The following is a 21,003-nucleotide window of genomic DNA, read 5'->3' on the forward strand; positions in this document are numbered from 1 at the left end:
TCTGTTCCTGAGTTGGGCAAGATAAGGAAAAATTAGGCTCAAGGATGCATAAAGGTCACCGGCAAATTAAAATATACCGATACCGGATGGCCGTTTTGGATACCCGGGGTCCATTTCGGCATTTTTTTCAGTACCCGGATGACCTCCGCGTCAAACACCTCTCCCCCGCTCTTTTCCACGGCGTATGCGCTTAGACTGCCGTCCTTCCCAACCACAAACCGGATCACCACCCGCACCTGGGCGCCTTCCTCCATGTCATCCGGCGTCTGGAGGTAGCGCATAAAGAAACGCCGCAACGCTTCCTCACCGCCTGGGAATTCGGGCATTTTTTCGATGACCTTCAGGTCATAGACTCCCTCATCTCCCTTGTTCCCGCCGCCTGTCGCTGCTGTCCCGCCGCCGGGTTGCACCACACCCGTTGCCGGGCCCGGGGCCGCCACCGGACCGATCTGCTTATTATCCAGCGTGGGCATGTCTGGTAAGGCCTTAGTGGGATCCACTTTGTCCACCAGCTTCAATGGCGTGAACGGCGTCGTCACTACCGGCGGAGCAGCTTGCGGTGGGGCAACTGTCCGGTGCACCCGCTGCACGATCGGTTTCTCGATCGGTTTGGGATCGGCCGGCGGCGGTTGAATGGTAATCTCAACAATGGGCCTGCGTTCAAGGGGAAGCTCAATCTTGTGCCCCCGCTGTTTCCACAAAAACCCCGCCGACAACAACACCACCGCGCCCAACATAAGGCCGATACTACGTTTGAGCCGGTCCGGATAGGTTCTTCTCAGAAGATAAGCCCCGTATTGCTTGTTACGGTTGGCAAAAAGGATGTCCAGCACATCCCCGTGGAGTGTGTTTTGGTTGAGCATCATTATATGGTTTTTATAGAGATACACACCCCCTCGATTTTCCATAAACTTTTCGGCACATAAGGAAAACTTTAACATTCGTACCTTTGCGGCCATGCGCGTATTAATGGTATGCTTAGGCAACATTTGCAGAAGTCCCCTGGCAGAAGGGATTTTACAACACCAGGCCGGAGAAGCCGGTCTGAGCATGCAGGTGGACAGTGCCGGCACGGCGGGTTATCACATCGGGGAGGCCCCGCACCGGCTCTCCCAGAAGGTGGCCAGGATGAACGGGATCGATATCGGCCGTCACAAAGGCCGCCAGTTCCACAAGGAGGATATGGACCGGTTCGACCGTATATACGTGATGGACAGCGAAAACTACAACGACGTCCGCCGCGCCGCGGGTGATAAATGGGATCCATCCAAGGTAGACCTACTCCTCAACGAACTTTATCCCGGGGAAAACCGGGCCGTACCCGATCCCTGGTACGGCGAAGAAGACGGCTATCACGCCGTGTACAGCATGGTCGATAAAGCCTGCCAGAATATTATTAAGAAGTACAGCTAAACACACGCTATGGCCAAGCCCACGCCTTCCCTCCCAAAAGGTACCCGCGACTTCGGACCCGAGGTCGTTAGAAAACGGAACTACATCCTCGATACCATCCGGGGTGTTTTTGAATTGTATGGATTCCAGCCACTGGAAACCCCCGCCATGGAAAACCTCGACACCCTGATGGGCAAGTATGGTGAAGAGGGCGATAAATTGATTTTTAAAATCCTCAATAACGGTCTGGATGAACCGGACAAACAGGAAAGCGCGCGCGAAGGATTTGAAAAGGTCCTGGAGGGCAGGAATTCGACGAGCCTCACGGAAAAGGCGCTCAAATATGACCTGACCATCCCCTTTGCCCGTTATGTCGCCATGAACCACGGCCAGCTCACATTCCCTTTCCGCCGGTACCAGATCCAACCGGTCTGGAGGGCCGACAAGCCCCAAAAAGGCCGCTATCGGGAGTTCACCCAGTGCGACGTTGACGTGGTCGGCAGCAACAGCCTCCTCAACGAAGTGGAGCTCGCCGTTATTTATCACTCCGTCATGACCCGCCTCGGCTTGTACGGGTACGAGCTGCGCATCAACAGCCGCAAGATCCTCAGCGCCCTTGCGGAGATCTGCGGCGGCTCCGACAAACTTACCGACATCACCATCGCCATCGACAAGCTCGATAAGATCGGCATGGACAAAGTAAAGGCCGAGCTCGCAGGCCGCGGTCTCCAGCCCGAACAAATCCAAAGCATCCAGCGCTACCTGGAGATCGGTGGTACCAATGCCGAAAAAATGCAGCAGGCCGCCACGCTGATCGGCCACACCGACGCCGGGAGCCGCGGTCTCGAAGAGCTCCGTTTCCTCCTGGATCACCTGACCGGCGGTAACCATGCCCCGGGCACCAGTCCCAACCTCGTTGTCGACTTTACCCTCGCCCGTGGTTTGAACTATTATACCGGTCTTATCTTCGAGGTCAAGGCGCCTTCTACCGTCACCATCGGCAGCATCGGCGGCGGCGGCCGCTACGACGACCTCACCGGTCTTTTCGGCGTATCCGGCGTCCCCGGTGTGGGCGTGAGTTTTGGCGTGGACCGCATCTACGACGTCATCGAAGCCCTCCAGCTTTTCCCCGACGCCGTACATACCGGCACCCAGGTCCTGTTTTTCAACCTCGGCGCCCAGGAAAGCAAGGCCGCCTTTGTCCTCATGCAACAACTCAGGGGCACTGGCGTACGTTGCGAGATCTACCACGAAGCCGCCAAGTTTGACAAGCAATTCAAATACGCCGAAAAGAAGAACATCCCCTACGCCATCATCCTGGGCTCCCAAGAGCTCTCCCAAGGCACCTGCGTCATAAAGGACCTCGTCCGGGGGGAACAAAAGACGATCAGCCAGGAGGTCCTGGCGCACCAGGGGTTTTAACCCCCTTCTATCTATCCTAATAGGCTATTCTATTAGGCCTGGTGCGGCTAAAAGCAAAGTGGTTGTGTCTTTTTATTTCTTTTCCGGTGGATTTTAGCATGCATTGCATCCCTGTACTCACCGGAAAAGAAATAAAAAGACACAACCACTTTGCGAGCACGCCGACCGCCCTTGTGGCCAGAAATACCAGAAGTACCGGAAATATCCCCTTACCGCGCGTACACCTGTGCCAGGTGATGCTCCAGATGCGCGACGTAGTCGCAAAACAACCACCCGAGGCTGGGAAGACTCCCGTCTCTCACCTGCACCGGAAGCGCCAGCTGCGTCGCGTCAAGCCCCTCTACTACATAAATGATCTGGCGGTTCAGCCCCTCCCAAAGGGTGAGCACATGCCCCAGCGGCAGGTCCTGGTAACGGTTCATACGAACCAGTTCCACCTGCGGATAAGTGGGTATCAGATAGGGCGAAGGCTCCAACGGTGCCCGCAAAAACCGCATCAGGTTATAGGTGGCGGAGTCCACCAAATGACCCAGGATCTCCTGCCGGGACCACTTCCCGGGAGCGGACCGGTTAAGACGCCCCTCTTCGCTCAGTCCGCTCATATAAGCAGGGAACACCGCGAGGTGCCCCTTGAGATACCCTAAGTACGCCGGGACGTCCTCTGTTTGTGCATAGGCACCGGCTGGAATGCTGTATGACATGGCTAATGAATTCCTTCATAGACGATCGCCGCCCCCTGCCCCACCCCGACACACATCGTGGCCAGCCCATACCGGGCGCGCCTCCTGCGCATCTCGTGCAACAACGTCGTCGAAATACGAGCCCCGCTGCAACCCAGCGGGTGCCCGATAGCAATCGATCCCCCGTTCACATTCACTTTTTCGAGGTCCAGATTCAGGTCCCGCATACAGGCCAGGACCTGTACGGCAAACGCCTCGTTCAATTCTACCAGGTCCAGGTCCTTTACCCCCAGCCCCGCGCGCTGCAACGCCTTTGTGGAAGAAGGCACCGGGCCGATCCCCATGATCGCCGGGTCCACCCCCGCCGTCGCCGCGGATACCACCCTCGCCAGCGGCTTGAGGTTAAAGCGCTTCACGGCATCCTCACCGGCCAGCAACAAGGCCGACGCCCCGTCGTTGATCCCCGACGAATTGCCGGCGGTGACCGATCCTCCTTTTGCAAAGGCGGGCCGGAGGGCCGACAGCTTTTCCAGGGACGTCGCCCTGGGGTGCTCATCCTTCGACACGATGACTTGTTCCTGTTTGTTCGGTGTCACCGCCACCGGTATGATCTCCGCGTCCCACTTCCCCGCTGCAAGGGCTTCCGCATACAGTTGCTGGCTCCGAAGGGCGTAGCGGTCCTGTTCCTCCCGGGTGATCGCCCAGCGCTCCGCCACATTCTCCGCCGTTTCCCCCATGCTGTAAGGATAGTAAAGGTCCGTCAGCCGCTGGTTCACAAATCGCCAGCCTATCGTCGAATCATAGATCTCGGTTTTCCTGGACCACGCCCCGTCACTTTTGGGCATAACGAGCGGCGCCCGGGTCATGCTCTCCACCCCACCGGCGATATACAGGTCGCCCTCCCCACAACGGATGGCCCTGGCCGCGTCCATGATCGCCTGCAACCCGGAGGCACAAAGCCGGTTCACCGTGTTCCCCCCGACGCCCACCGGCAGACCCGCCAGCAAGGCAGACATCCGGGCCACATCCCGGTTGTCTTCCCCCGCCTGGTTGGTCGCCCCGGCGATCACATCCTCGATCGCCCCGGGATCCACCCCCGGATTCCGCTCCAATAACGCTTTAATAACAAGGGCCAGCAAGTCGTCCGGCCGGCACGTGCTAAGCGCGCCCCCATAGCGCCCTACGGGCGTCCGGACGGCGTCGATGATATAGGCTGTCTGCATATGTCCTTTTCGTAGGGGGTCAAAAATACAGTATCTTTGCGGGATGATCGAAACTCAGGCCAAACGGAACATCCGCCACCTCTCCCCCCAGGAGTTGGAAGCGTATTTCCAGGAAAAGGGGCAACCCCGTTTCCGGGCCGGGCAGGTGTATGAATGGCTGTGGAGCAAAAAAGCAAGGTCCTTTTCGGAGATGACCAACCTCTCCAAAGACCTCAGGGCCGAGCTCGAAGAAACCTTTGTCCTTCCCGCGCTCTCCGTGGACACCAGCCAGTTCTCCAGCGACGGGACCGTAAAAAGCCGGTTCCGGACCGCGGACGGCCACCTCGTCGAGGGCGTGCTCATCCCCACCGAAGACCGCCAGACCGCCTGCGTCAGCTCCCAGATCGGGTGCTCCCTCAGTTGCAAGTTTTGCGCTACCGGGTATATGGGTCGCAAGCGTAACCTTGACTTCGATGAGATCTACGACGAAGTGGCCCTGCTCAACCAGCAGGCCGAGGTCACCTACGGCAAAAAACTCACCAACATCGTCTTTATGGGCATGGGCGAACCCCTGCTCAACTATAAGAATGTCTTGGCCGCCATTGAGCGCATCGGCGCCCCCGACGGGCTCGGCATGAGCCCCCGACGGGTTACCGTCTCTACCGCGGGTGTCGCAAAAATGATCCGTCAGCTCGGTGACGACCAGGTCCGTTTCAAGCTGGCCCTGTCCCTCCACGCTGCCAACGACAAGAAGCGCAGCGAGATCATGCCCATCAACGATTCCAACAACCTGAAAGCCCTCGTTGACGCGCTGAATTATTTTTACAAACAAACCTCCGGCGAGGTCACTTTCGAATACATCCTTTTCGACCAGTTCAACGACTCCCTCCAGGATGCCGACGAGCTCGTAAAACTGTTCCGCAAAGTCCCCGCCGACCTGGTCAATATCATCGAGTACAATCCCATCGACGCCGCCCGGTTCTCCAAACCCTCCGAGGACAAGATCCGGCAGTTTATGGACCACCTCACTGCAAACAAGGTCAACGCCCGTCTCCGCAGGAGCCGGGGCAAGGACATCGACGCTGCCTGCGGGCAGCTCGCCAATAAGGCCTGATGAAGGCCCTTTTATTCCTGTTGTAAAACAGTACGTACTATGGCAAAGAAACCATTCGACAAATTCATGAACACCCGCAGCAATGCGGCCAAGAAAGAAGGATTCCGCCAAGCCAAACGCGAGATCAAAAAAGAGATCGCCGAAGGCATGGCCCGCACCAAGGCCCGTAAAGCCGAAGAGGCCGCCCAGGCAAAAGCCATCCGCGCCGCCGGCGGGGTCCCCACCCGGAACGCCCACGGCGCCCGCAAGACCGACGCACCCGCGCCGCACAAACCCGCGCACAAGGCGCCGCGTCCTGAAACGCCGCAGTCCAAAGCCGCTCCCAAAGCGCCGCCGCACACGGACAATCCGCGCCCCGCAAGCCCACGCCCGCCGGCCGCGCCCACCGAAGACCGCAAATTCTTCGTCCCCGCGAAGCCCCGGAAGGCCGATTCCCCGGAACCCCGCCCGATCGCACCCTCCGCAAAAGTCGCCGCAAGGACTCGCCCGGTTGCACCCCCGAAGCCTCGTCCAGCCCGCCCTGAAACAGGCGAGGCCAGGCCCGCCGCGGCTCGCCCCGCCCCAGGCTCCCCCGCGAAGGCGGCCCCCAAAGCCCCCAGCGGCCCCCAAATGCCCCTTAACAAATACATCGCGCACAGCGGCATCTGCTCCCGCCGTGAAGCCGCGGATATGGTAAAAGAGGGCGTGGTAAAGGTCAACGGCAAAGTGATCACCGAACCCGGTCATAAAATCGAAAAGGGCGACGAGGTAAAAGTCAATGGCAAAAAAATTGTCCCTACGGGTAACCTGGTCTATATCCTGCTCAACAAACCCAAAGACTATATCACGACCAGCAACGACCCCGAGGGCCGCAAGACCGTGATCGACCTGGTCCGCAAGGCCACCGACGAACGCGTCTACCCCGTGGGCCGGCTGGATCGCAATACCACCGGGGTGCTGCTCCTGACCAACGACGGCGAGCTCGCACAAAAGCTGGCGCACCCTGCCTACGAGGTGAAAAAGGTATACGAGGTACGGCTCGACAAGGAGCTTACCAAAAAGGACTTCGACCACATCATGGCCGGGGTCACGCTCGAAGACGGCCCCATTACACCCGACGCGCTGGCCTATGCGGATTCGAAAGACAAAAGCGTCATCGGCATTGAGATCCACAGCGGCAAAAACCGCATCGTGCGCCGCCTTTTTGAGCACATGGGCTACACGGTCAAAAACCTCGACCGGGTCATGTATGCCGGTCTTACCAAAAAGAATGTGGACCGCGGCCGCTGGCGTTTTTTAGCGGAGAAAGAAGTCCGGCTGCTCAAGTTCCTCAACACATCGTTTACGCGTAAGAAAGTCTAGTGCAGAAGAAAAGTATCGACATACTCGCCGACACCCCGTCGTTTATTGCCGTCCACAAACCCTCCGGGATGCTGAGCATTCCTGACCGGGAACAAACCGAAGTCTCGTTAAGGGAGCTCCTGAATGAAGCCTACGGTAAAGTCTTTACGGTACACCGCCTGGACCGGGACACCAGCGGTGTCATCGTCTTTGCCAAGACCGCAGAAGCCCACCAATACTTCTCCGCGCAGTTCGAAGGGCGCGAGGTCCGCAAATATTACCTCGGATTCGTACATGGACAACCCGTGCAGGAAAGCGGCACGATAGACGGCCCCATCATGGAAAACCCCCAGAAACGAGGTTCCATGATCGTCCACGCCAAGGGCAAGCCCTCCCTCACCGACTATACCGTGTTGGAATCCTTTGGTATCCTATCCCTGGTCCAATTCCAGATCCACACCGGCCGTACCCACCAGGTAAGGGTACACAGCAAGGACATGGGCCATCCCATCGTCGTAGACCCGCTGTACGGGGACGGGCAGCCCGTATTACTGTCGTCGATCAAACGGAAATTCAAACTCTCCAAATACGAGGAAACCGAGCGGCCCCTCCTGGGAAGACTGGCGCTACACGCCTGGAAAATTGGGTTCACCGACCCGGAAGGTCAGGAATGGGAGATCGAGGCGCCGCTGCCCAAAGACATGGCAGCCCTCCTCAACCAACTGAGAAAATGGAAGGGCTAGGAAACAAATCCGACGGCCACTGTATTATTCGAAAACTCATCGATCAGGATAAACGCCCCATTTGCTGGATTATCCGCATATCTATCCAGGAACAGCGGCTTCGCGGACTTTAACCGGATGGTGCCGATGTCGTTGAGGTGAAACGACTTTTTCTCTTCCGCGCGCTGGAACGTATGGATGTCGAGGACTTCTTCCACCCCCAGGACTTTGACCTTGACCACCTGCTGGGCATGCTGGAGCAGGAACGTTTTCCCTTCCTTCATTTCGTGCTCATCCATCCAGGCGATCCTGGCGGTAAAGTTGCTGACTTCCGGGTAGCCACCCTGGTCTTGCCGGACGAGCATATTGCCCCGGCTTACGTCCACGTCCTCTGCCAGGGTCACGGTGATGCTTTCCCCGGCGGAAGCAGAAGAAACAGCCTCCGTGCCTTTGAACAAGCCCGAAATAGTAGCCGTACGCGCCGAAGGCAACACGACGACGCTGTCGCCAACGCTCCAGCTCCCGCTGGCGATCTTACCGGCATAACCCCTGAAGTCATGGAAAGCATCCTGGTGCGGACGGATCACATATTGAACGGGGAACCGCAAAGGAAGATCGGTTAAACCCTTCCCCGGTTGCAGCGACTCCAGCAACGCCAGAAGGGAGGGCCCCTTGTACCAGGGCATGTTATCCGAACCAGCCGTGACGACGTTGTCCCCACCTTTTGCGGCCACCGGTATGAAATGCAGGGTGGAACGGTCTATCCCCAGTTGATCCGCCAGGCCGAGTACTTCGACCCGTATGGCGTTGAATGCCGAGGTTTCAAAAGATACCAGGTCCATCTTGTTGACACACACGATGACGTCCTTCATCCGCAACAACGAGGCAATATAAAGGTGCCGGCGGGTCTGCTCGACGACCCCGTTGCGGGCATCGATCAGGACGATGGATGCCTGGGCATTCGAGGCCCCGGTGATCATATTGCGTGTGTACTCCACGTGACCCGGGGTATCGGCGATGATATACTTGCGGGTGGGGGTGGAAAAATAAATATGCGCTACGTCTATAGTGATGCCTTGCTCGCGTTCGGCAATAAGGCCGTCGGTCAGCAAGGATAAATCCGTAAAGTCAAGCCCCTTGCGTTTGCTGGCCTGGCTGATCGCTTCCAGCCTGTCATCCGCAATCGAACGCGTATCATAGAGCAACCGCCCGATGAGCGTGCTTTTTCCATCATCAACGCTACCCGCGGTAGCAATCCGTAAAACTTCCATCGCCTCGTTTTTAAAAGTAACCTACTTGTTTGCGTTTTTCCATGGCCGCTTCCGAACGCTTGTCGTCCATCCGCGCGCCCCGCTCGGAGATGGTGGCTTCCAGGATCTCCGAAATAATGTCGTCCACACTGTCCGCCTCGGAAAGGACCGCGGCCGTACACGTCATATCCCCTACCGTGCGGAAACGCACCGTGGCGGCGAAAGGTATTTCGTCCGGCGTGGTTTGCAGGAATTCCGAATGCGGCCAGTAAAACCCATCCCTTTCGATGATGGAACGTTCGTGGGAAAAATACAGGGAAGGCAAGTCCAGGCCCTCTTCTTTTATATAATTCCAGACATCCAGCTCCGTCCAGTTCGAGATGGGGAATACGCGCACGTTTTCCCCCACGTGGATGCGACCGTTGAGCATGTCGAAAAGCTCCGGGCGTTGTTTTTTCGCGTCCCAGCCGCCGAAGTCGTCCCGGACAGAGAAGATGCGCTCCTTTGCCCTGGCCTTTTCCTCGTCCCGGCGCGCCCCACCGATACATGCATCGAACTTGAATTCTTCGATGGCGTCCAGGAGCGTTACCGTCTGGAGCATGTTCCGGCTGGCGAACTTACCGGTCTCTTCCTTGACCTTGCCCTGGTCGATGGAATCCTGGACATAACGGACGATCAGCCGGGCACCCGTGCGGGCCACCAGCTCATCCCGGAAGGCAATGGTCTCGGGGAAATTGTGCCCCGTGTCCACGTGGAGCAACGGGAAAGGAATGGCCGCCGGATAAAAGGCCTTCCGCGCCAGGTGCACGAGGGTGATGGAATCCTTACCACCCGAAAACAACAGGGCGGGGCGTTCGAACTGCGCCGCCACTTCTCTCATTATATAAATGGCTTCCTCTTCGAGGGCCCTGGGGAAAATACTGCTGGAACTCATGATCGGTCTGCTTTTACTGTTTTACGCCGTGTAATCCGCACTCTTTCTGGGACGTTTCCCACCACCAGCGACCGGCCCTCGGGTCTTCCCCGGGTTCGATCGCGCGGGTACACGGTGCGCACCCGATACTGACAAAGCCCTTGTCGTGTAAAGTATTATAGGGAACGTTGTGCTGGTGAAGATAAGCCTCCACTTCGGGGAAGGTCCAGTTGAGCAGCGGATTGAGTTTGTACAACCCGCGTGCTTCGTCCCACTCCACGAACGGCATGTCGTGCCGGTTGGCCGACTGGTCGGCGCGGATGCCTGTGACCCAAACGCGGGCCCCGGCCAGGGCGCGGGCCAGGGGTTGAACCTTGCGGACATGGCAACAAGCCTTGCGATTGTCGATGGATTCGTAAAAACCGTTGATTCCCCTCAACCGGACGAGGGCTTCCACCTCGGCCGCATCCGGATAAAAGACGTCCACGGGGATGCGGTAACGGGCCGTGGTCTTCTCCAGGAGCTCGTATGTCTCGTAGAAAAGCCGGCCCGTGTCCAGGGTGAAAATCTGCACGTTGATATTTCCCTTCGCGATCATGTCCGTCAGGACCTGGTCTTCCTGTCCTAAAGAGGAGGACAACCGGACCGCGCCCGGGAAAAGATCCGCTACGTACCGCAAGAGCTCTTCCGTGGAATGGGTCTCCGCGTACGTCTGTATGTCATTCAAATACTCCATGTCAAAACTATCATAGCAATCGGGGCAGCCTACTTATTCGGCTGGGGCGTATAGCGCAAATAAGGTTTTACAACCTTCACGCCTTTTGGAAATTTCTTTTGTGCGTCTTCTGTCGGTATGGAATTCGCCACGATGACGTCCTGTCCGTCCTGCCAGTCGGCCGGGGTGGACACGCTGTAATTGGCGGTGAGCTGTAGCGAATCGATCACCCGGAGCACTTCGTTGAAATTACGACCGGTGCTGGCCGGGTAAGTGATAAACAATTTCACCTTCCTGTCCGGCCCGATGATGAAAAGAGAACGGACCGTCAGCGTATCCGATGCGTTGGGGTGGATCATGTCGTACAGGTCTGCCACGTGCCTTTCGGGATCGGCGATGATCGGAAAGGTAACCGTCGTAGACTGCGTCTCGTTGATGTCGTTCACCCAACCCTTGTGCTTGTCCAGGGGATCCACGCTCACGGCCAAGACCTTCACATTACGCTTGGCGAACTCGTCCTTCAGTTGCGCGGTGCGGCCCAGCTCCGTCGTACACACGGGTGTATAATCCGCGGGATGAGAGAACAGGACGCCCCATCCGCTACCCAGGTATTCGTAAAAGTCGATCTCGCCTTCCGTAGTGGAAGCTTTGAAATTGGGAGCGATATCCCCAAGACGTAGACTCATTTCAGTAGGTTTATGGGTCGAAAATACGAATAATCCACCACACCGGTAGACTATATGCGCAAAAAAAATGTTACGTTTCCCCCAAATACACGTCCAGCAACCCTTCCGGCAAGGTTACGTACAGCCGTTTGTGGTCTTTATCCAACTTCCCCATCGTCCCTTTGTGCAAAGGAATGAGCACTTCTTTGCCCCGAATGAACAACTTGCACAAGACCTGCATCGGCTGCTCGATCACTTCGACCACTTCCCCCAGGTCGGTCTCCCCATCGATCAGGTGAAAACCCAGGAGCGACACCGGTGCCGACCTGGCGGCCATGCGCGAAAAATCCGCTTCCCGCAGCCATACTTCCTTTTGGTTGAGCAGGCGTGCCTGTTCGGGGGTATCTACACCCTCCAGCTTCATATACACTTCCCCCGTCCCTTTTACACGGATCTCTTCCACAAAATAGGGCAGGAAGCCGTCTTTCCTGTTTTCCAGAAAGACCACCTCCAGGGTGCGCAATCCTTTGCCCAGGCTGTGTCTCAGGATGAGCTCGCCCTTCAGGCCGAAGGCCGCTACGAATCTGCCGATGCTGAAATATTGGTCTGCCATGTGGAATTGCGGTGGCGCCCAAATTGAAAAGCCCCAGTCAAAACGACCGGGGCCTTTATCAAAAAAATTGCCTTATTCGCCTTGTGCTTCAGGAGCCGGGCCTTCGTGCCTCGGGGCGTCATGGCCCTGGGGCTTTGTACGACGGATGATCGGTTGATTCCTCCTTTGCGTACGTTGTTTGCGATGGTCTTCCTGCTTCAGCTTCATCTTACCCTCGTGTTCTTCGTGCCATTTCTGGAATTTGGTCATGGCCGTAGCCTCATCGAACAAACCCAGTTTGACACCCCTGAGCAGGTGCTTCAGATACAATACACCCTTGAAAGACAGGATTTTGCGGACCGTGTCGGTAGGCTGTGCTCCTTTGTGCAGCCAATCCAGGGCGCGCTGGCGGTCGAGTTGGATGGAAGCGGGTACAGTCAGAGGATTGTAGGTGCCCAACTTCTGAATAAACTTCCCGTCCCTGGGGGCACGGGCGTCTGCGACCACGATAAAATAGAATGGCCTTTTCTTAGACCCATGGCGTTGGAGTCTGATTTTAACTGGCATCTTAAATAGAAATTTAAATGCGTGAATAAATATCTCTTCCCAATATTGGGATGGCAAAGGTAATGCAATCAAGTTTTAATTACAAAGCCCTTGCCGCAAAATTTTACCCTCGGGGCACGCCCATACGGCCCATCGGCATCTTATTCATCATCTTCATCATCTGTCTCATCTGGTCGAACTGCTTCATAAACTGGTGGACTTCCGATACGTCTTTCCCGGCCCCTTTGGCGATCCTTTTCCGCCGGCTAAGGTCGATCACGTCAGGGTTGGCGCGTTCCTCGGGGGTCATGGAATTTATCATGGCCTCTATCCCTTTAAAGGCGTCATCGCTGATATCCAGGTCTTTGACGGCCTTGCCCACCCCGGGGATCATCCCCAGCAGGTCTTTAATATTACCCATTTTTTTTATCTGTTCCAACTGTTGCTTAAAATCCGCAAAGTCGAACTGATTTTTCCGGATTTTCTTTTCCAGCCGGGCCGCCTGTTCGGCGTCAAATTGTTCCTGGGCCTTCTCCACCAGGGTCGTGATGTCCCCCATTCCGAGGATACGCTGGGCCATCCGCTCCGGGTAAAACACATCCAGGGTATCGAGCTTTTCCCCGCTGCTGACAAATTTGATCGGCTTGTCCACGATATACCGGATGGACAACGCCGCCCCGCCCCGGGTATCCCCGTCCAGCTTCGTCAACACCACCCCGCCAAAATCGAGCCGGTCGTTAAACACCTTGGCCGTATTCACCGCGTCCTGGCCCGTCATGGAATCCACGACGAACAGGATTTCCTGGGGTTGAACGGCGTCCTTGATCGCGGCGACTTCCGCCATCATGGCTTCGTCCACCGCCAGCCGGCCGGCCGTATCGATGATCACGACGTTCTTGTTTTTGGAATGCGCTTCTTTGACCGCGTTGCGCGCGATCTGTACTGCATCTTTGGTGTCCGGTTCGCTGTATACGTCTACACCGATCTGCCCCCCCAGCACCTTAAGCTGGTCGATGGCCGCGGGGCGGTAGATGTCCGCCGCCACGAGCAGCGGCGACTTTCCCTTCTTAAGTTTCAGGTAATTGGCGAGTTTGCCGCTAAAGGTCGTTTTACCCGAGCCCTGCAAACCCGCGATAAGGATTACCGCCGGATTGCCCTTGAGGACAAGTTCGGAGGCTTCACCCCCCATCAGACCGGCCAGCTCGTCCTTGACGATCTTGACCATCAACTGCCCGGGGGAGATCGCATTGATCACCTTTTCCCCCGTGGCCTTGTCCTTGACTTTGTCGGTGAACTCCTTGGCGATTTTATAATTCACGTCGGCATCAACCAACGCCTTGCGGATCTCTTTCACAGTGGCCGCCACGTTCAGGTCGGTAATCCGGCCTTGCCCTTTTACCTGCTTGAACGCGGTCTCCAGCCGTTCACTAAGACTTTCAAACATAACGATGTAGTACTTCTTTGCCTGAATCGGATAAAAGAGCCGTCTCCAATGGGGAGACGGCTCCAATGATGTCAGATGCAAATATACGGGAATCGGCTTAAAGCCCCGCCCTCCCTAGGCCCCTAGGTAGTTCCTCAACAAACGGCACCGGCTATTAGAGCGTAACTTGTTGATTGCCTTATCCTTGATCTGTCGAACCCGTTCCCGGGTGAGGTTGAATTTCTCGCCGATGTCTTCCAGACTCATGGGGTGGTCCACCCCGATGCCAAAGAAGTAACGGATCACTTCCTTTTGCCGGTCTGTCAGGGTTTGGAGCGAACGGGTTATTTCGGTTTTGAGGGATTCGTCGTGTTCGATAGCTGCGTCCGCCGATTCCGCATTGGGGTTTTCGAGGACGTCGATCAACGTGTTGTCCTCGCCTTCTGCAAAAGGAGCGTCCATGCTGACGTGCCGGGCGGCCACACCCAGCGTGGCGGCGACCTCGTCGGTGTCCATTTCCAGGACCTCGGCCAGTTCCTCGGGAGAAGGCTCCCGCTCGTATTCCTGTTCCAGGCTGGAAAAGGCCTTGTTGATGCGGTTGGTAAGACCCACCTTGTTCAAGGGCAGACGGACAATCCGGCTTTGCTCCGCCAGCGCCTGGAGGATACTCTGACGGATCCACCATACGGCGTAGGAGATGAACTTGAAGCCGCGGGTTTCGTCAAAACGCTGGGCAGCCTTGATCAAACCGAGGTTCCCCTCGTTGATCAGGTCGCTCAGGGAGAGACCCTGATTTTGGTATTGTTTAGCCACGGAAACGACAAACCTCAGGTTAGCTTTCGTAAGGCGTTCCAGCGCGGCCTGATCACCTTGTTTGATCCGCACGGCCAGCTTGACCTCATCCTCGGGCGCCAGCAGTTCGACCTTGCCGATCTCCTGCAAGTACTTTTCGAGGCTTTGGGACTCGCGGTTCGTGATGGATTTAGTGATCTTGAGTTGACGCATGCTCATATATAGGGTGTTTTGGCAATCACGGGAAGAGGACACTGCAATAGGGGCGGGCTCGGTTCACATGGTCATTACTCGGCTATGCATTCTAGACAAACAGTCAATTACAGTAAGCATTTCCGTAGAAAAGTTAAATAGATTTATAATACAAGCCAAAAAAAACTTGTTATGCAAAACATAATCAGTAATAGTACGTACCCGAAAGTGGTAAGTTTTGCGTCAACCCTGGCCTGGAAATACTTTCAAAAAAATTTTGAAGTGATCATTTATTTCCTATTATTGCAGACGACGTATCACGGGATTAACTTATGAAGGAATGAGTAAAAAGGTACAATATACGCTGGAATATCCAGTCAGGTGCTCCCCTACTATCTTGTATGAATTTCTCTCTACTCCTGCCGGGCTCCAGGAATGGTTTGCAGATAAGGTAGACGAACGCGAAGGAATGTTCAGTTTTTCATGGAATGGTTCGGTTGAAAAAGCGCAAGTCATAGAAACCGAAATCGATAAATTTATCCGTTTCCACTGGCTGACCGCGCCTGGAGACGAATTCTTTGAGTTCCGCATCGAGAAGTCGGAGGTAACGAATCAAACGATACTGGTTATCAAAGACTTTGCAGAAAAGAGAGAGGTCGCTGACCAAAGCCAGCTTTGGGAGTATCAGGTGAAGGACCTCTTCCATCGCCTGGGCAACTAGTGCATGTGTGCACGGTTATGCCAGCCACCGGAGCACTTCCCGCAAACGCTCCTCTAACAGATCGCTGACATTGTCCCACCGGTCCAAGGGAATCACCCATGCCATTTTGAAAAAAGACCGCTCCGTCACGTCGCCGTTCCAGGCGGCATACGCCCCGGGCTCTACGGCGTGCACCCACTCGTCCTCCGAAACCGCCACCTGCCAGCCCGTCCCCCCGGCAGAGGCGAGGCCCAGCAACACTTTTGGCAAATAACGGTCCTTATAATGCCCCTTCAGGTGTAGGGTGAGGGAGAAATAATGCCCCCACCAGAATAACGTCCTTACGGCAAAAACATCCACCCGGTCGAAAACGGCCGGGTAATCTAAGATGAGGTAAGGCAACCCCCGGTAATTCTCCCCCCTCGACAGCTTTGGAAAACGCCCGCCCAGTTCCGGTGGCAGCCTGTCCGAAACGGCCTCCTGGTAACGGACGGCCAGCGCTCCTAAAAGAAGCCCCGCCTTATCCATCACCGAACGTTTGGTTAAAATCCAACCCGGATCCAGGACCAGGGCCTTTTCCTCTGGTGAAAGACGTACTTTTGGGGACTGCATTCATACAAGGTACCAAGAAACTGAACCTCGTGATCAAAAAATTAGACCGGCTCATCATCAAAGCGTTCATAGGCCCTTTCCTGATTACGTTCCTCATCGCCCTGTTTATCCTGGTGATGCAATTTTTCTGGAAGTACATCGACGACCTGGTCGGAAAAGGATTGGACTCCTTCACGCTTCTGGAACTCACCGGCCTGGTCACCACGACCTGGGTACCCATTGCGCTGCCCCTGTCCATCCTGCTCTCCTCCATCATGACCTTTGGCAACCTGGGGGAAAGTTTTGAGCTCGTCGCCATCAAATCCGCCGGCATCCCTTTGTTGCGCTTTATGCGCCCCCTGATCTGGATCACCGCCGTGCTTTGCGTGGCGGCCTTTCTTTTTGCCAACTATGTCATCCCTGTCGCCAACCTCAAATTCGAAACCTTACTACAGGACATACAACTAAAAAAACCCGCCTTTGACATCAAGGAGGGTGTTTTTTACAACAAGATGCCCGGCTATACCATCAAGATCAGCAAAAAGGACAAGACCGGGAGCCTGATCGATAAGATCGTCATCTTCGAACAAAACAATGTGCTCCAGGACAACCTGATCACCGCCGACCGGGGCGTCATGTCGCTGTCCTCCGACAAACAAACGCTAAACTTCAAGCTGGTCAAGGGCATTTACTACCAGGAAAAAGGACCCCGGTACACCACCGGGACCGATTTTATCCGCCTGGGTTTTCAGGACTATACCAAACACTTCGACCTTAGTTCCTTTGCGATCAACCGGTCCACCGACAGCCTCTATAAGGACAATGCGCAGATGCTTAGCGTCCGGCAACTGAGCATAGCGCTGGATTCTCTCCACCATACCAGCCAGGCCTTTATCCGCAACAACAACCTGGGCATCCGCTCTTACCTCCATTACAACCGGATCACCCACGATACGACCTGGACACAGGTGGAGGCCAGGAACAGCCGTCCGGTAAGTATGCACACGCTTATCCCGGACTCCCTCCGCTGGTCCATAGACGAACGCGCCCGGTCTTCGCTCTCCGGGCTGAGAAGCCAGGTCGATATACAACAACTGGAATACTCGGGTATGGAAGCCAACATCCGCGTCCACCTGGTGGAATGGCACCGCAAGTTCTCGCTGAGCGTGGCCTGTATGGTCCTTTTCCTGATCGGGGCGCCCCTGGGCTCCATCATCCGGAAGGGGGGGCTCGGCCTTCCTCTTGTCTTTGCGGTGATCTTTTTCGTCATCTTCCACCTGCTTAACACTTTTGGGGAAAAATTCGCCCGGGGGGCACAGCTGACGCCCTTTTTGGGAATGTGGCTGTCCGTCTTTGTCATGCTGCCCATCGGTTTTTTCCTGACCTATAAGGCCATGCAGGATTCCCAGCTCTTCAACAAGGAGTTCTATTTCCGGACCTTCAAATGGGCACAGGCGACGATCGCCCGCTTCCGCCGCGCACCCGACCCCGCTCTGGAGGCTATCGCAGCGGAAAAAGAGGCATAATTTGTATATAATTCGGAAATTCGGTAGATTTACCGAACAATATTCCGAATTGTATGCACAATATCGACGAAACGGATCTTCAGATCCTCACCCTGCTTCAGCCGGACGCCCGGATGTCGAACGCCGCCCTGGCCAAGGAACTGGGGATGGCGCCTTCCGCCGTCCTCGAACGGGTCCGGAAGCTGGAGGCCAAGGGGATCATCGAAGCCTATACCACCCAGATCAACCCCCAGGCGGTAGACCGGAAGCTGCTGTCCTTTGTATTCATCAAAGAAAGTACGCCTCCGGGCGATAACCGCGTCGCGGCCCAGTTAAAAAATATCCCGGAAATACAGGAACTCCATGTCATTGCCGGGGAAGACTGCCTCCTGGCCAAAGTCCGCACCGCCGACGCCCAATCCCTTATCACCCTGATGCGGGAGAAGCTGGGCAAAATAGACGGCATCGTCTCCACCAAGACCACCATCGTCCTGGAGACCATCAAAGAAAAAAACCACCTTGTAATTCCTGCATCGTTATGAACACCGACACCAAACAACCCGCCTGGTTGCCCATGGCCGCTTACTTAGCGGTCTGTATCATCTGGGGCTCTACCTACCTCGCGATCTCTTTTGCCGTCAAAACCCTACCGCCCCTGTTGATGGTAGGTCTCCGCTTTACCGTGGCCGGATCCCTGTTGCTGGGCTGGTGCCTGCTCCGGGGCGAGCGCCTGCCCGGCGCCAAAACGCTGATCCAAAGCGCCATCACCGGCTTCCTCCTTCTTTTTATCGGGAATGGCGGCGTTTCCTGGGCCGAGGTCAACCTCGCCAGCGGCCTGGCCGCTATCATCGTGGCCGCCCTGCCCTTATGGATGGTGCTTTTTGACAAAACACATTGGCAGGAGTCCTTCTCCAGCGCCAAGGTCATCTTTGGTCTGCTCCTCGGTTTTGCGGGGGTGGTATTCCTGGTGACCGTCGGGGGAGACGCCATCCATTTCTCGCTCCGCAACACCGCCCAATTGAGCGCCTTCCTGGTCCTGATCGTAGCCACCATGAGCTGGGCCGCGGGATCCATCTACTCCAAACGCAACCCTGTCCCCGGGTCTACTTTTATAAAGGTGAGCCTGCAAATGCTCTCGGCCGGGCTCGGGCTGCTCCTGGCCAGTGTCCTCGTGGGCGACTGGTCGCGCATCTCCTGGCACAACGTCAGCAACAGTTCGTGGACCGGCCTGGTCTACCTGATCATCTTTGGTTCCCTGGTGGGGTACCTGAGCTATATCTATGTGCTGAGTGTCTGGCCCGCCGCGAGGGTCGGCACCTATGCCTACGTCAATCCCGTGGTGGCCGTTTTCCTTGGCGCGTTCATCGGTTCGGAGCCGATGAGCCTTTGGCATTTTGTCGGCCTGGCCATCATCCTGACCGGGGTCATGCTCGTCAATTCCAAGCAGTTTGGCAAAGGCAGAATAAGCCCTACCTTAGCAGCTCGTAAAACGTAGACACCATGCAAGCCTGGAAGGAATATCAGGAGGTCAACAAAGGACGCTTCCTGCAAGAGCTGACCGAATTGCTGCGCATTCCGAGCGTAAGCGCCCGCAGCGAACACAAACCCGATATGCAAACCTGCGCCAAGGCCGTACGCACGGCCCTGCTGGAGGCAGGGGCAGACAAAGCCACGATATTTGCCACCGACGGCCACCCCATCGTCTACGCGGAGAAAATCATCGACCCGGCAAAGCCCACCATCCTGGTTTACGGACACTACGACGTGCAGCCGGCGGATCCCCTGGAGCTCTGGCACAGCGGGCCTTTCGAACCCGTCGTAAAAGACGGCAAGTTGTTTGCACGCGGCAGCGCCGACGACAAAGGACAGGTCTACATGCACGTCAAGGCCTTCGAAACCATGGTCAAGACCGGTACCCTGGCCTGCAACGTAAAGTTTATCGTAGAAGGAGAAGAAGAGATCGGCTCGCCCAACCTCGGGAAATTTGTCGAAAGCCGGGCCGCACTGCTGGCCTGTGATGTTGTCCTGATCAGCGATACCTCCATGCTTTCCCTGGACACGCCGTCCATCGACGTCGGTCTCCGGGGCCTCACCTATATCGAAGTAGCCGTTACCGGCCCCGACCGGGACCTCCACAGTGGGGTGTATGGCGGCGCCGTCGGCAATCCCATCACGACGCTGGCGGAAATGATCGCCTCCTTACACGACAAACACGGACGGATCACCATCCCCGGTTTTTACGACGACGTACGGGAGCTGCCCGCCACGGAAAGGGCGGAGCTTGCGCGGGCGCCGTTTGACGAAGCGGCGTACAAAAAAGACTTGGGCGTAAAGGCGCTTTGGGGGGAAGAAGGCTACTCCACGAACGAACGCACCGGCATCCGTCCCACCCTTGAGGTAAACGGGATCTGGGGCGGGTATACCGGCGAAGGCGCCAAGACCGTCCTGCCCTCCAAGGCCTTTGCAAAGATTTCCTGCCGGCTCGTTCCCGACCAGGGCAGTGCAAAGATCACAAAGCTCCTGATCGACCACCTGCACAAGATCGCTCCTCCTTATGTCACCGTGGAAGCCCACGAACACCACGGGGGCGAACCTTATGTGACCCCCGTCGATTCCGCCGCGTTCAAAGCCGCTTCCAAAGCCATGGAAACGACCTTTGGCAAAACCCCTATCCCCATGAGGGGCGGCGGCAGCATCCCCATCACCGCCCTTTTTGAAAGAGCCCTCGGCGTAAAAGTCGTCCTCCTGGGCTTTGGATTGGACAGCGACAACCTGCATTCCCCCAACGAAAAATTCGACCTCGCCAATTTTTACAAAGGGATAGAAACGATCCCCTATTTCCACCGCTTTTTCGCAGAAATGCACCCGCATGGATAAGGAGAAGTTACGGATCGACAAATACCTCTGGGCTATTCGACTGTTCAAGACCCGGAGCCAGGCCACCGCCGCCATAGACGCCGGCCGTGTCAAGACACAAGGCACCGCCGTCAAAGCTTCGCGCACGGTGGCCATCGGCGATGAATACGAGGTCCGGACCGAAGGCCGCAAGTGGGTCATCCGTGTGACCGGTCTGCTCGCCCAGCGCAAACAACACGCCGAAGCCATCCAGCACTACGAAGACCTTACCCCCGCCGAAGAACTCGAACGGCTGAAGGCATTTCAACCCACTTCCTTCCATACCGGCAAACGACAGTCCAAGATCGGCCGCCCCACGAAGAAGCAGCGCCGCGACATCGAAGGTTTTATGGACGACCCCGACTAACTTTA

23 protein-coding genes are annotated in these 21,003 nt (G+C 56.4%); 11 read left to right on the top strand and 12 right to left on the bottom strand.

The window, feature by feature from the left end; translation table 11 throughout:
* Positions 1-38: 38 nt before the first annotated feature.
* On the bottom strand, positions 39-866 hold the full coding sequence (locus tag EDB95_RS01525) for an energy transducer TonB (protein ID WP_162852452.1): 828 nt from the start codon (positions 864-866) through the stop codon (positions 39-41).
* A 91-nt stretch (positions 867-957) separates the two neighbouring features.
* Between EDB95_RS01525 and EDB95_RS01530 the strand changes: the two genes are divergently transcribed.
* On the top strand, positions 958-1,413 hold the full coding sequence (locus tag EDB95_RS01530; RefSeq protein WP_246073437.1) for a low molecular weight protein-tyrosine-phosphatase: 456 nt from the start codon (positions 958-960) through the stop codon (positions 1,411-1,413).
* Positions 1,414-1,422: 9 nt separating this feature from the next.
* Positions 1,423-2,814 (top strand): histidine--tRNA ligase, encoded by a 1,392-nt coding sequence (hisS, locus tag EDB95_RS01535; protein WP_133989881.1) that lies wholly within the window; start codon positions 1,423-1,425, stop codon positions 2,812-2,814.
* A 209-nt stretch (positions 2,815-3,023) separates the two neighbouring features.
* On the opposite strand, the gene EDB95_RS01540 is transcribed toward hisS, so the two are convergent.
* Both EDB95_RS01540 and EDB95_RS01545 read right to left on the bottom strand, forming a co-directional pair.
* Positions 3,024-3,515 (bottom strand): DinB family protein, encoded by a 492-nt coding sequence (locus tag EDB95_RS01540; protein ID WP_133989883.1) that lies wholly within the window; start codon positions 3,513-3,515, stop codon positions 3,024-3,026.
* A 2-nt stretch (positions 3,516-3,517) separates the two neighbouring features.
* Positions 3,518-4,717: a thiolase family protein gene (locus EDB95_RS01545; protein WP_133989885.1), complete on the bottom strand. Its 1,200-nt coding sequence runs from the start codon at positions 4,715-4,717 to the stop codon at positions 3,518-3,520.
* A gap of 43 nt (positions 4,718-4,760) precedes the next feature.
* On the opposite strand from EDB95_RS01545, the gene rlmN reads away from it, so the two are divergent.
* From rlmN to EDB95_RS01560, 3 genes are read left to right on the top strand one after another with little or no spacing between them, the layout of a single operon-like run.
* Positions 4,761-5,810: a 23S rRNA (adenine(2503)-C(2))-methyltransferase RlmN gene (gene rlmN, locus EDB95_RS01550; RefSeq protein WP_133989887.1), complete on the top strand. Its 1,050-nt coding sequence runs from the start codon at positions 4,761-4,763 to the stop codon at positions 5,808-5,810.
* 39 nt (positions 5,811-5,849) lie between these two features.
* On the top strand, positions 5,850-7,151 hold the full coding sequence (locus EDB95_RS27625) for a pseudouridine synthase (protein WP_133989889.1): 1,302 nt from the start codon (positions 5,850-5,852) through the stop codon (positions 7,149-7,151).
* Positions 7,151-7,873: an RluA family pseudouridine synthase gene (locus EDB95_RS01560; RefSeq protein WP_133989891.1), complete on the top strand. Its 723-nt coding sequence runs from the start codon at positions 7,151-7,153 to the stop codon at positions 7,871-7,873. Before EDB95_RS27625 ends, EDB95_RS01560 begins: the two co-directional genes overlap by 1 nt.
* Here EDB95_RS01560 and EDB95_RS01565 read toward each other — a convergent pair.
* The 8 genes from EDB95_RS01565 to EDB95_RS01600 all read right to left on the bottom strand — a co-directional run bounded on the left by EDB95_RS01565 (position 7,870) and on the right by EDB95_RS01600 (position 14,967).
* Positions 7,870-9,123, bottom strand: a complete 1,254-nt coding sequence (locus EDB95_RS01565) for a sulfate adenylyltransferase subunit 1 (RefSeq protein ID WP_133989893.1) — start codon at positions 9,121-9,123, stop codon at positions 7,870-7,872. The two genes, EDB95_RS01560 and EDB95_RS01565, sit on opposite strands and share 4 nt — an antisense overlap.
* A gap of 10 nt (positions 9,124-9,133) precedes the next feature.
* Positions 9,134-10,036: a sulfate adenylyltransferase subunit CysD gene (gene cysD, locus EDB95_RS01570; RefSeq protein WP_133989895.1), complete on the bottom strand. Its 903-nt coding sequence runs from the start codon at positions 10,034-10,036 to the stop codon at positions 9,134-9,136.
* 13 nt (positions 10,037-10,049) lie between these two features.
* Positions 10,050-10,751, bottom strand: a complete 702-nt coding sequence (locus EDB95_RS01575) for a phosphoadenylyl-sulfate reductase (RefSeq protein WP_133989898.1) — start codon at positions 10,749-10,751, stop codon at positions 10,050-10,052.
* 29 nt (positions 10,752-10,780) lie between these two features.
* Positions 10,781-11,416 carry a peroxiredoxin gene (locus tag EDB95_RS01580; RefSeq protein ID WP_133989900.1) on the bottom strand — a complete coding sequence of 212 codons (636 nt, stop codon included), beginning with the start codon at positions 11,414-11,416 and terminating at the stop codon, positions 10,781-10,783.
* A gap of 70 nt (positions 11,417-11,486) precedes the next feature.
* Positions 11,487-12,008, bottom strand: a complete 522-nt coding sequence (locus EDB95_RS01585) for a ribosome maturation factor RimM (RefSeq protein WP_133989902.1) — start codon at positions 12,006-12,008, stop codon at positions 11,487-11,489.
* A gap of 72 nt (positions 12,009-12,080) precedes the next feature.
* Positions 12,081-12,554, bottom strand: coding sequence for a 30S ribosomal protein S16 (gene rpsP, locus EDB95_RS27940; protein ID WP_133989904.1), 474 nt, complete (start codon positions 12,552-12,554; stop codon positions 12,081-12,083).
* Between the two features lie 103 nt (positions 12,555-12,657).
* On the bottom strand, positions 12,658-13,977 hold the full coding sequence (ffh, locus tag EDB95_RS01595; RefSeq protein ID WP_133989906.1) for a signal recognition particle protein: 1,320 nt from the start codon (positions 13,975-13,977) through the stop codon (positions 12,658-12,660).
* Between the two features lie 114 nt (positions 13,978-14,091).
* Complete coding sequence (locus tag EDB95_RS01600; protein WP_211352037.1) at positions 14,092-14,967, bottom strand: sigma-70 family RNA polymerase sigma factor; 876 nt, start codon at positions 14,965-14,967, stop codon at positions 14,092-14,094.
* Between the two features lie 313 nt (positions 14,968-15,280).
* On the opposite strand from EDB95_RS01600, the gene EDB95_RS01605 reads away from it, so the two are divergent.
* Positions 15,281-15,661, top strand: coding sequence for an START-like domain-containing protein (locus tag EDB95_RS01605; RefSeq protein WP_133989908.1), 381 nt, complete (start codon positions 15,281-15,283; stop codon positions 15,659-15,661).
* A 15-nt stretch (positions 15,662-15,676) separates the two neighbouring features.
* Here EDB95_RS01605 and EDB95_RS01610 read toward each other — a convergent pair whose 3' ends face one another.
* Positions 15,677-16,252: a hypothetical protein gene (locus EDB95_RS01610; RefSeq protein ID WP_133989910.1), complete on the bottom strand. Its 576-nt coding sequence runs from the start codon at positions 16,250-16,252 to the stop codon at positions 15,677-15,679.
* 29 nt (positions 16,253-16,281) lie between these two features.
* Here EDB95_RS01610 and EDB95_RS01615 point away from each other — a divergent pair, with 29 nt between their 5' ends.
* Genes EDB95_RS01615 through EDB95_RS01635 form a run of 5 tightly spaced genes read left to right on the top strand, consistent with a single transcriptional unit; the run spans position 16,282 to position 20,998 of the window.
* Positions 16,282-17,757, top strand: coding sequence for an LptF/LptG family permease (locus EDB95_RS01615; RefSeq protein WP_246073439.1), 1,476 nt, complete (start codon positions 16,282-16,284; stop codon positions 17,755-17,757).
* 53 nt (positions 17,758-17,810) lie between these two features.
* A complete protein-coding gene (locus tag EDB95_RS01620; protein WP_133989912.1) occupies positions 17,811-18,278 on the top strand; it encodes an Lrp/AsnC family transcriptional regulator in 468 nt (155 codons plus the stop codon).
* The gene (locus tag EDB95_RS01625) at positions 18,275-19,231 is read left to right on the top strand and encodes an EamA family transporter (protein WP_133989914.1); all 957 of its coding nucleotides are present in this window, start codon (positions 18,275-18,277) and stop codon (positions 19,229-19,231) included. Before EDB95_RS01620 ends, EDB95_RS01625 begins: the two co-directional genes overlap by 4 nt.
* Positions 19,232-19,236: 5 nt before the next feature.
* Positions 19,237-20,613 (top strand): dipeptidase, encoded by a 1,377-nt coding sequence (locus EDB95_RS01630; RefSeq protein ID WP_133989916.1) that lies wholly within the window; start codon positions 19,237-19,239, stop codon positions 20,611-20,613.
* Entirely contained in the window at positions 20,606-20,998 is a 393-nt protein-coding gene (locus tag EDB95_RS01635) for an RNA-binding S4 domain-containing protein (RefSeq protein ID WP_133989918.1), read from the top strand. Before EDB95_RS01630 ends, EDB95_RS01635 begins: the two co-directional genes overlap by 8 nt.
* Positions 20,999-21,003: the final 5 nt, after the last annotated feature.

The organism is Dinghuibacter silviterrae, assembly GCF_004366355.1.
Lineage (GTDB): Bacteria > Bacteroidota > Bacteroidia > Chitinophagales > Chitinophagaceae > Dinghuibacter > Dinghuibacter silviterrae.

Bases quoted from the DNA above. Each gene is read 5' to 3' on its own strand.
- EDB95_RS01525 (WP_162852452.1), bottom strand. From the start codon at position 866: ATGATGCTCAACCAAAACACACTCCACGGGGATGTGCTGGACATCCTT.
- EDB95_RS01530 (WP_246073437.1), top strand. From the start codon at position 958: ATGCGCGTATTAATGGTATGCTTAGGCAACATTTGCAGAAGTCCCCTG.
- hisS (WP_133989881.1), top strand. From the start codon at position 1,423: ATGGCCAAGCCCACGCCTTCCCTCCCAAAAGGTACCCGCGACTTCGGA.
- EDB95_RS01540 (WP_133989883.1), bottom strand. From the start codon at position 3,515: ATGTCATACAGCATTCCAGCCGGTGCCTATGCACAAACAGAGGACGTC.
- EDB95_RS01545 (WP_133989885.1), bottom strand. From the start codon at position 4,717: ATGCAGACAGCCTATATCATCGACGCCGTCCGGACGCCCGTAGGGCGC.
- rlmN (WP_133989887.1), top strand. From the start codon at position 4,761: ATGATCGAAACTCAGGCCAAACGGAACATCCGCCACCTCTCCCCCCAG.
- EDB95_RS27625 (WP_133989889.1), top strand. From the start codon at position 5,850: ATGGCAAAGAAACCATTCGACAAATTCATGAACACCCGCAGCAATGCG.
- EDB95_RS01565 (WP_133989893.1), bottom strand. From the start codon at position 9,123: ATGGAAGTTTTACGGATTGCTACCGCGGGTAGCGTTGATGATGGAAAA.
- cysD (WP_133989895.1), bottom strand. From the start codon at position 10,036: ATGAGTTCCAGCAGTATTTTCCCCAGGGCCCTCGAAGAGGAAGCCATT.
- EDB95_RS01575 (WP_133989898.1), bottom strand. From the start codon at position 10,751: ATGGAGTATTTGAATGACATACAGACGTACGCGGAGACCCATTCCACG.
- EDB95_RS01580 (WP_133989900.1), bottom strand. From the start codon at position 11,416: ATGAGTCTACGTCTTGGGGATATCGCTCCCAATTTCAAAGCTTCCACT.
- EDB95_RS01585 (WP_133989902.1), bottom strand. From the start codon at position 12,008: ATGGCAGACCAATATTTCAGCATCGGCAGATTCGTAGCGGCCTTCGGC.
- rpsP (WP_133989904.1), bottom strand. From the start codon at position 12,554: ATGCCAGTTAAAATCAGACTCCAACGCCATGGGTCTAAGAAAAGGCCA.
- ffh (WP_133989906.1), bottom strand. From the start codon at position 13,977: ATGTTTGAAAGTCTTAGTGAACGGCTGGAGACCGCGTTCAAGCAGGTA.
- EDB95_RS01600 (WP_211352037.1), bottom strand. From the start codon at position 14,967: ATGAGCATGCGTCAACTCAAGATCACTAAATCCATCACGAACCGCGAG.
- EDB95_RS01605 (WP_133989908.1), top strand. From the start codon at position 15,281: ATGAGTAAAAAGGTACAATATACGCTGGAATATCCAGTCAGGTGCTCC.
- EDB95_RS01610 (WP_133989910.1), bottom strand. From the start codon at position 16,252: ATGCAGTCCCCAAAAGTACGTCTTTCACCAGAGGAAAAGGCCCTGGTC.
- EDB95_RS01620 (WP_133989912.1), top strand. From the start codon at position 17,811: ATGCACAATATCGACGAAACGGATCTTCAGATCCTCACCCTGCTTCAG.
- EDB95_RS01625 (WP_133989914.1), top strand. From the start codon at position 18,275: ATGAACACCGACACCAAACAACCCGCCTGGTTGCCCATGGCCGCTTAC.
- EDB95_RS01630 (WP_133989916.1), top strand. From the start codon at position 19,237: ATGCAAGCCTGGAAGGAATATCAGGAGGTCAACAAAGGACGCTTCCTG.
- EDB95_RS01635 (WP_133989918.1), top strand. From the start codon at position 20,606: ATGGATAAGGAGAAGTTACGGATCGACAAATACCTCTGGGCTATTCGA.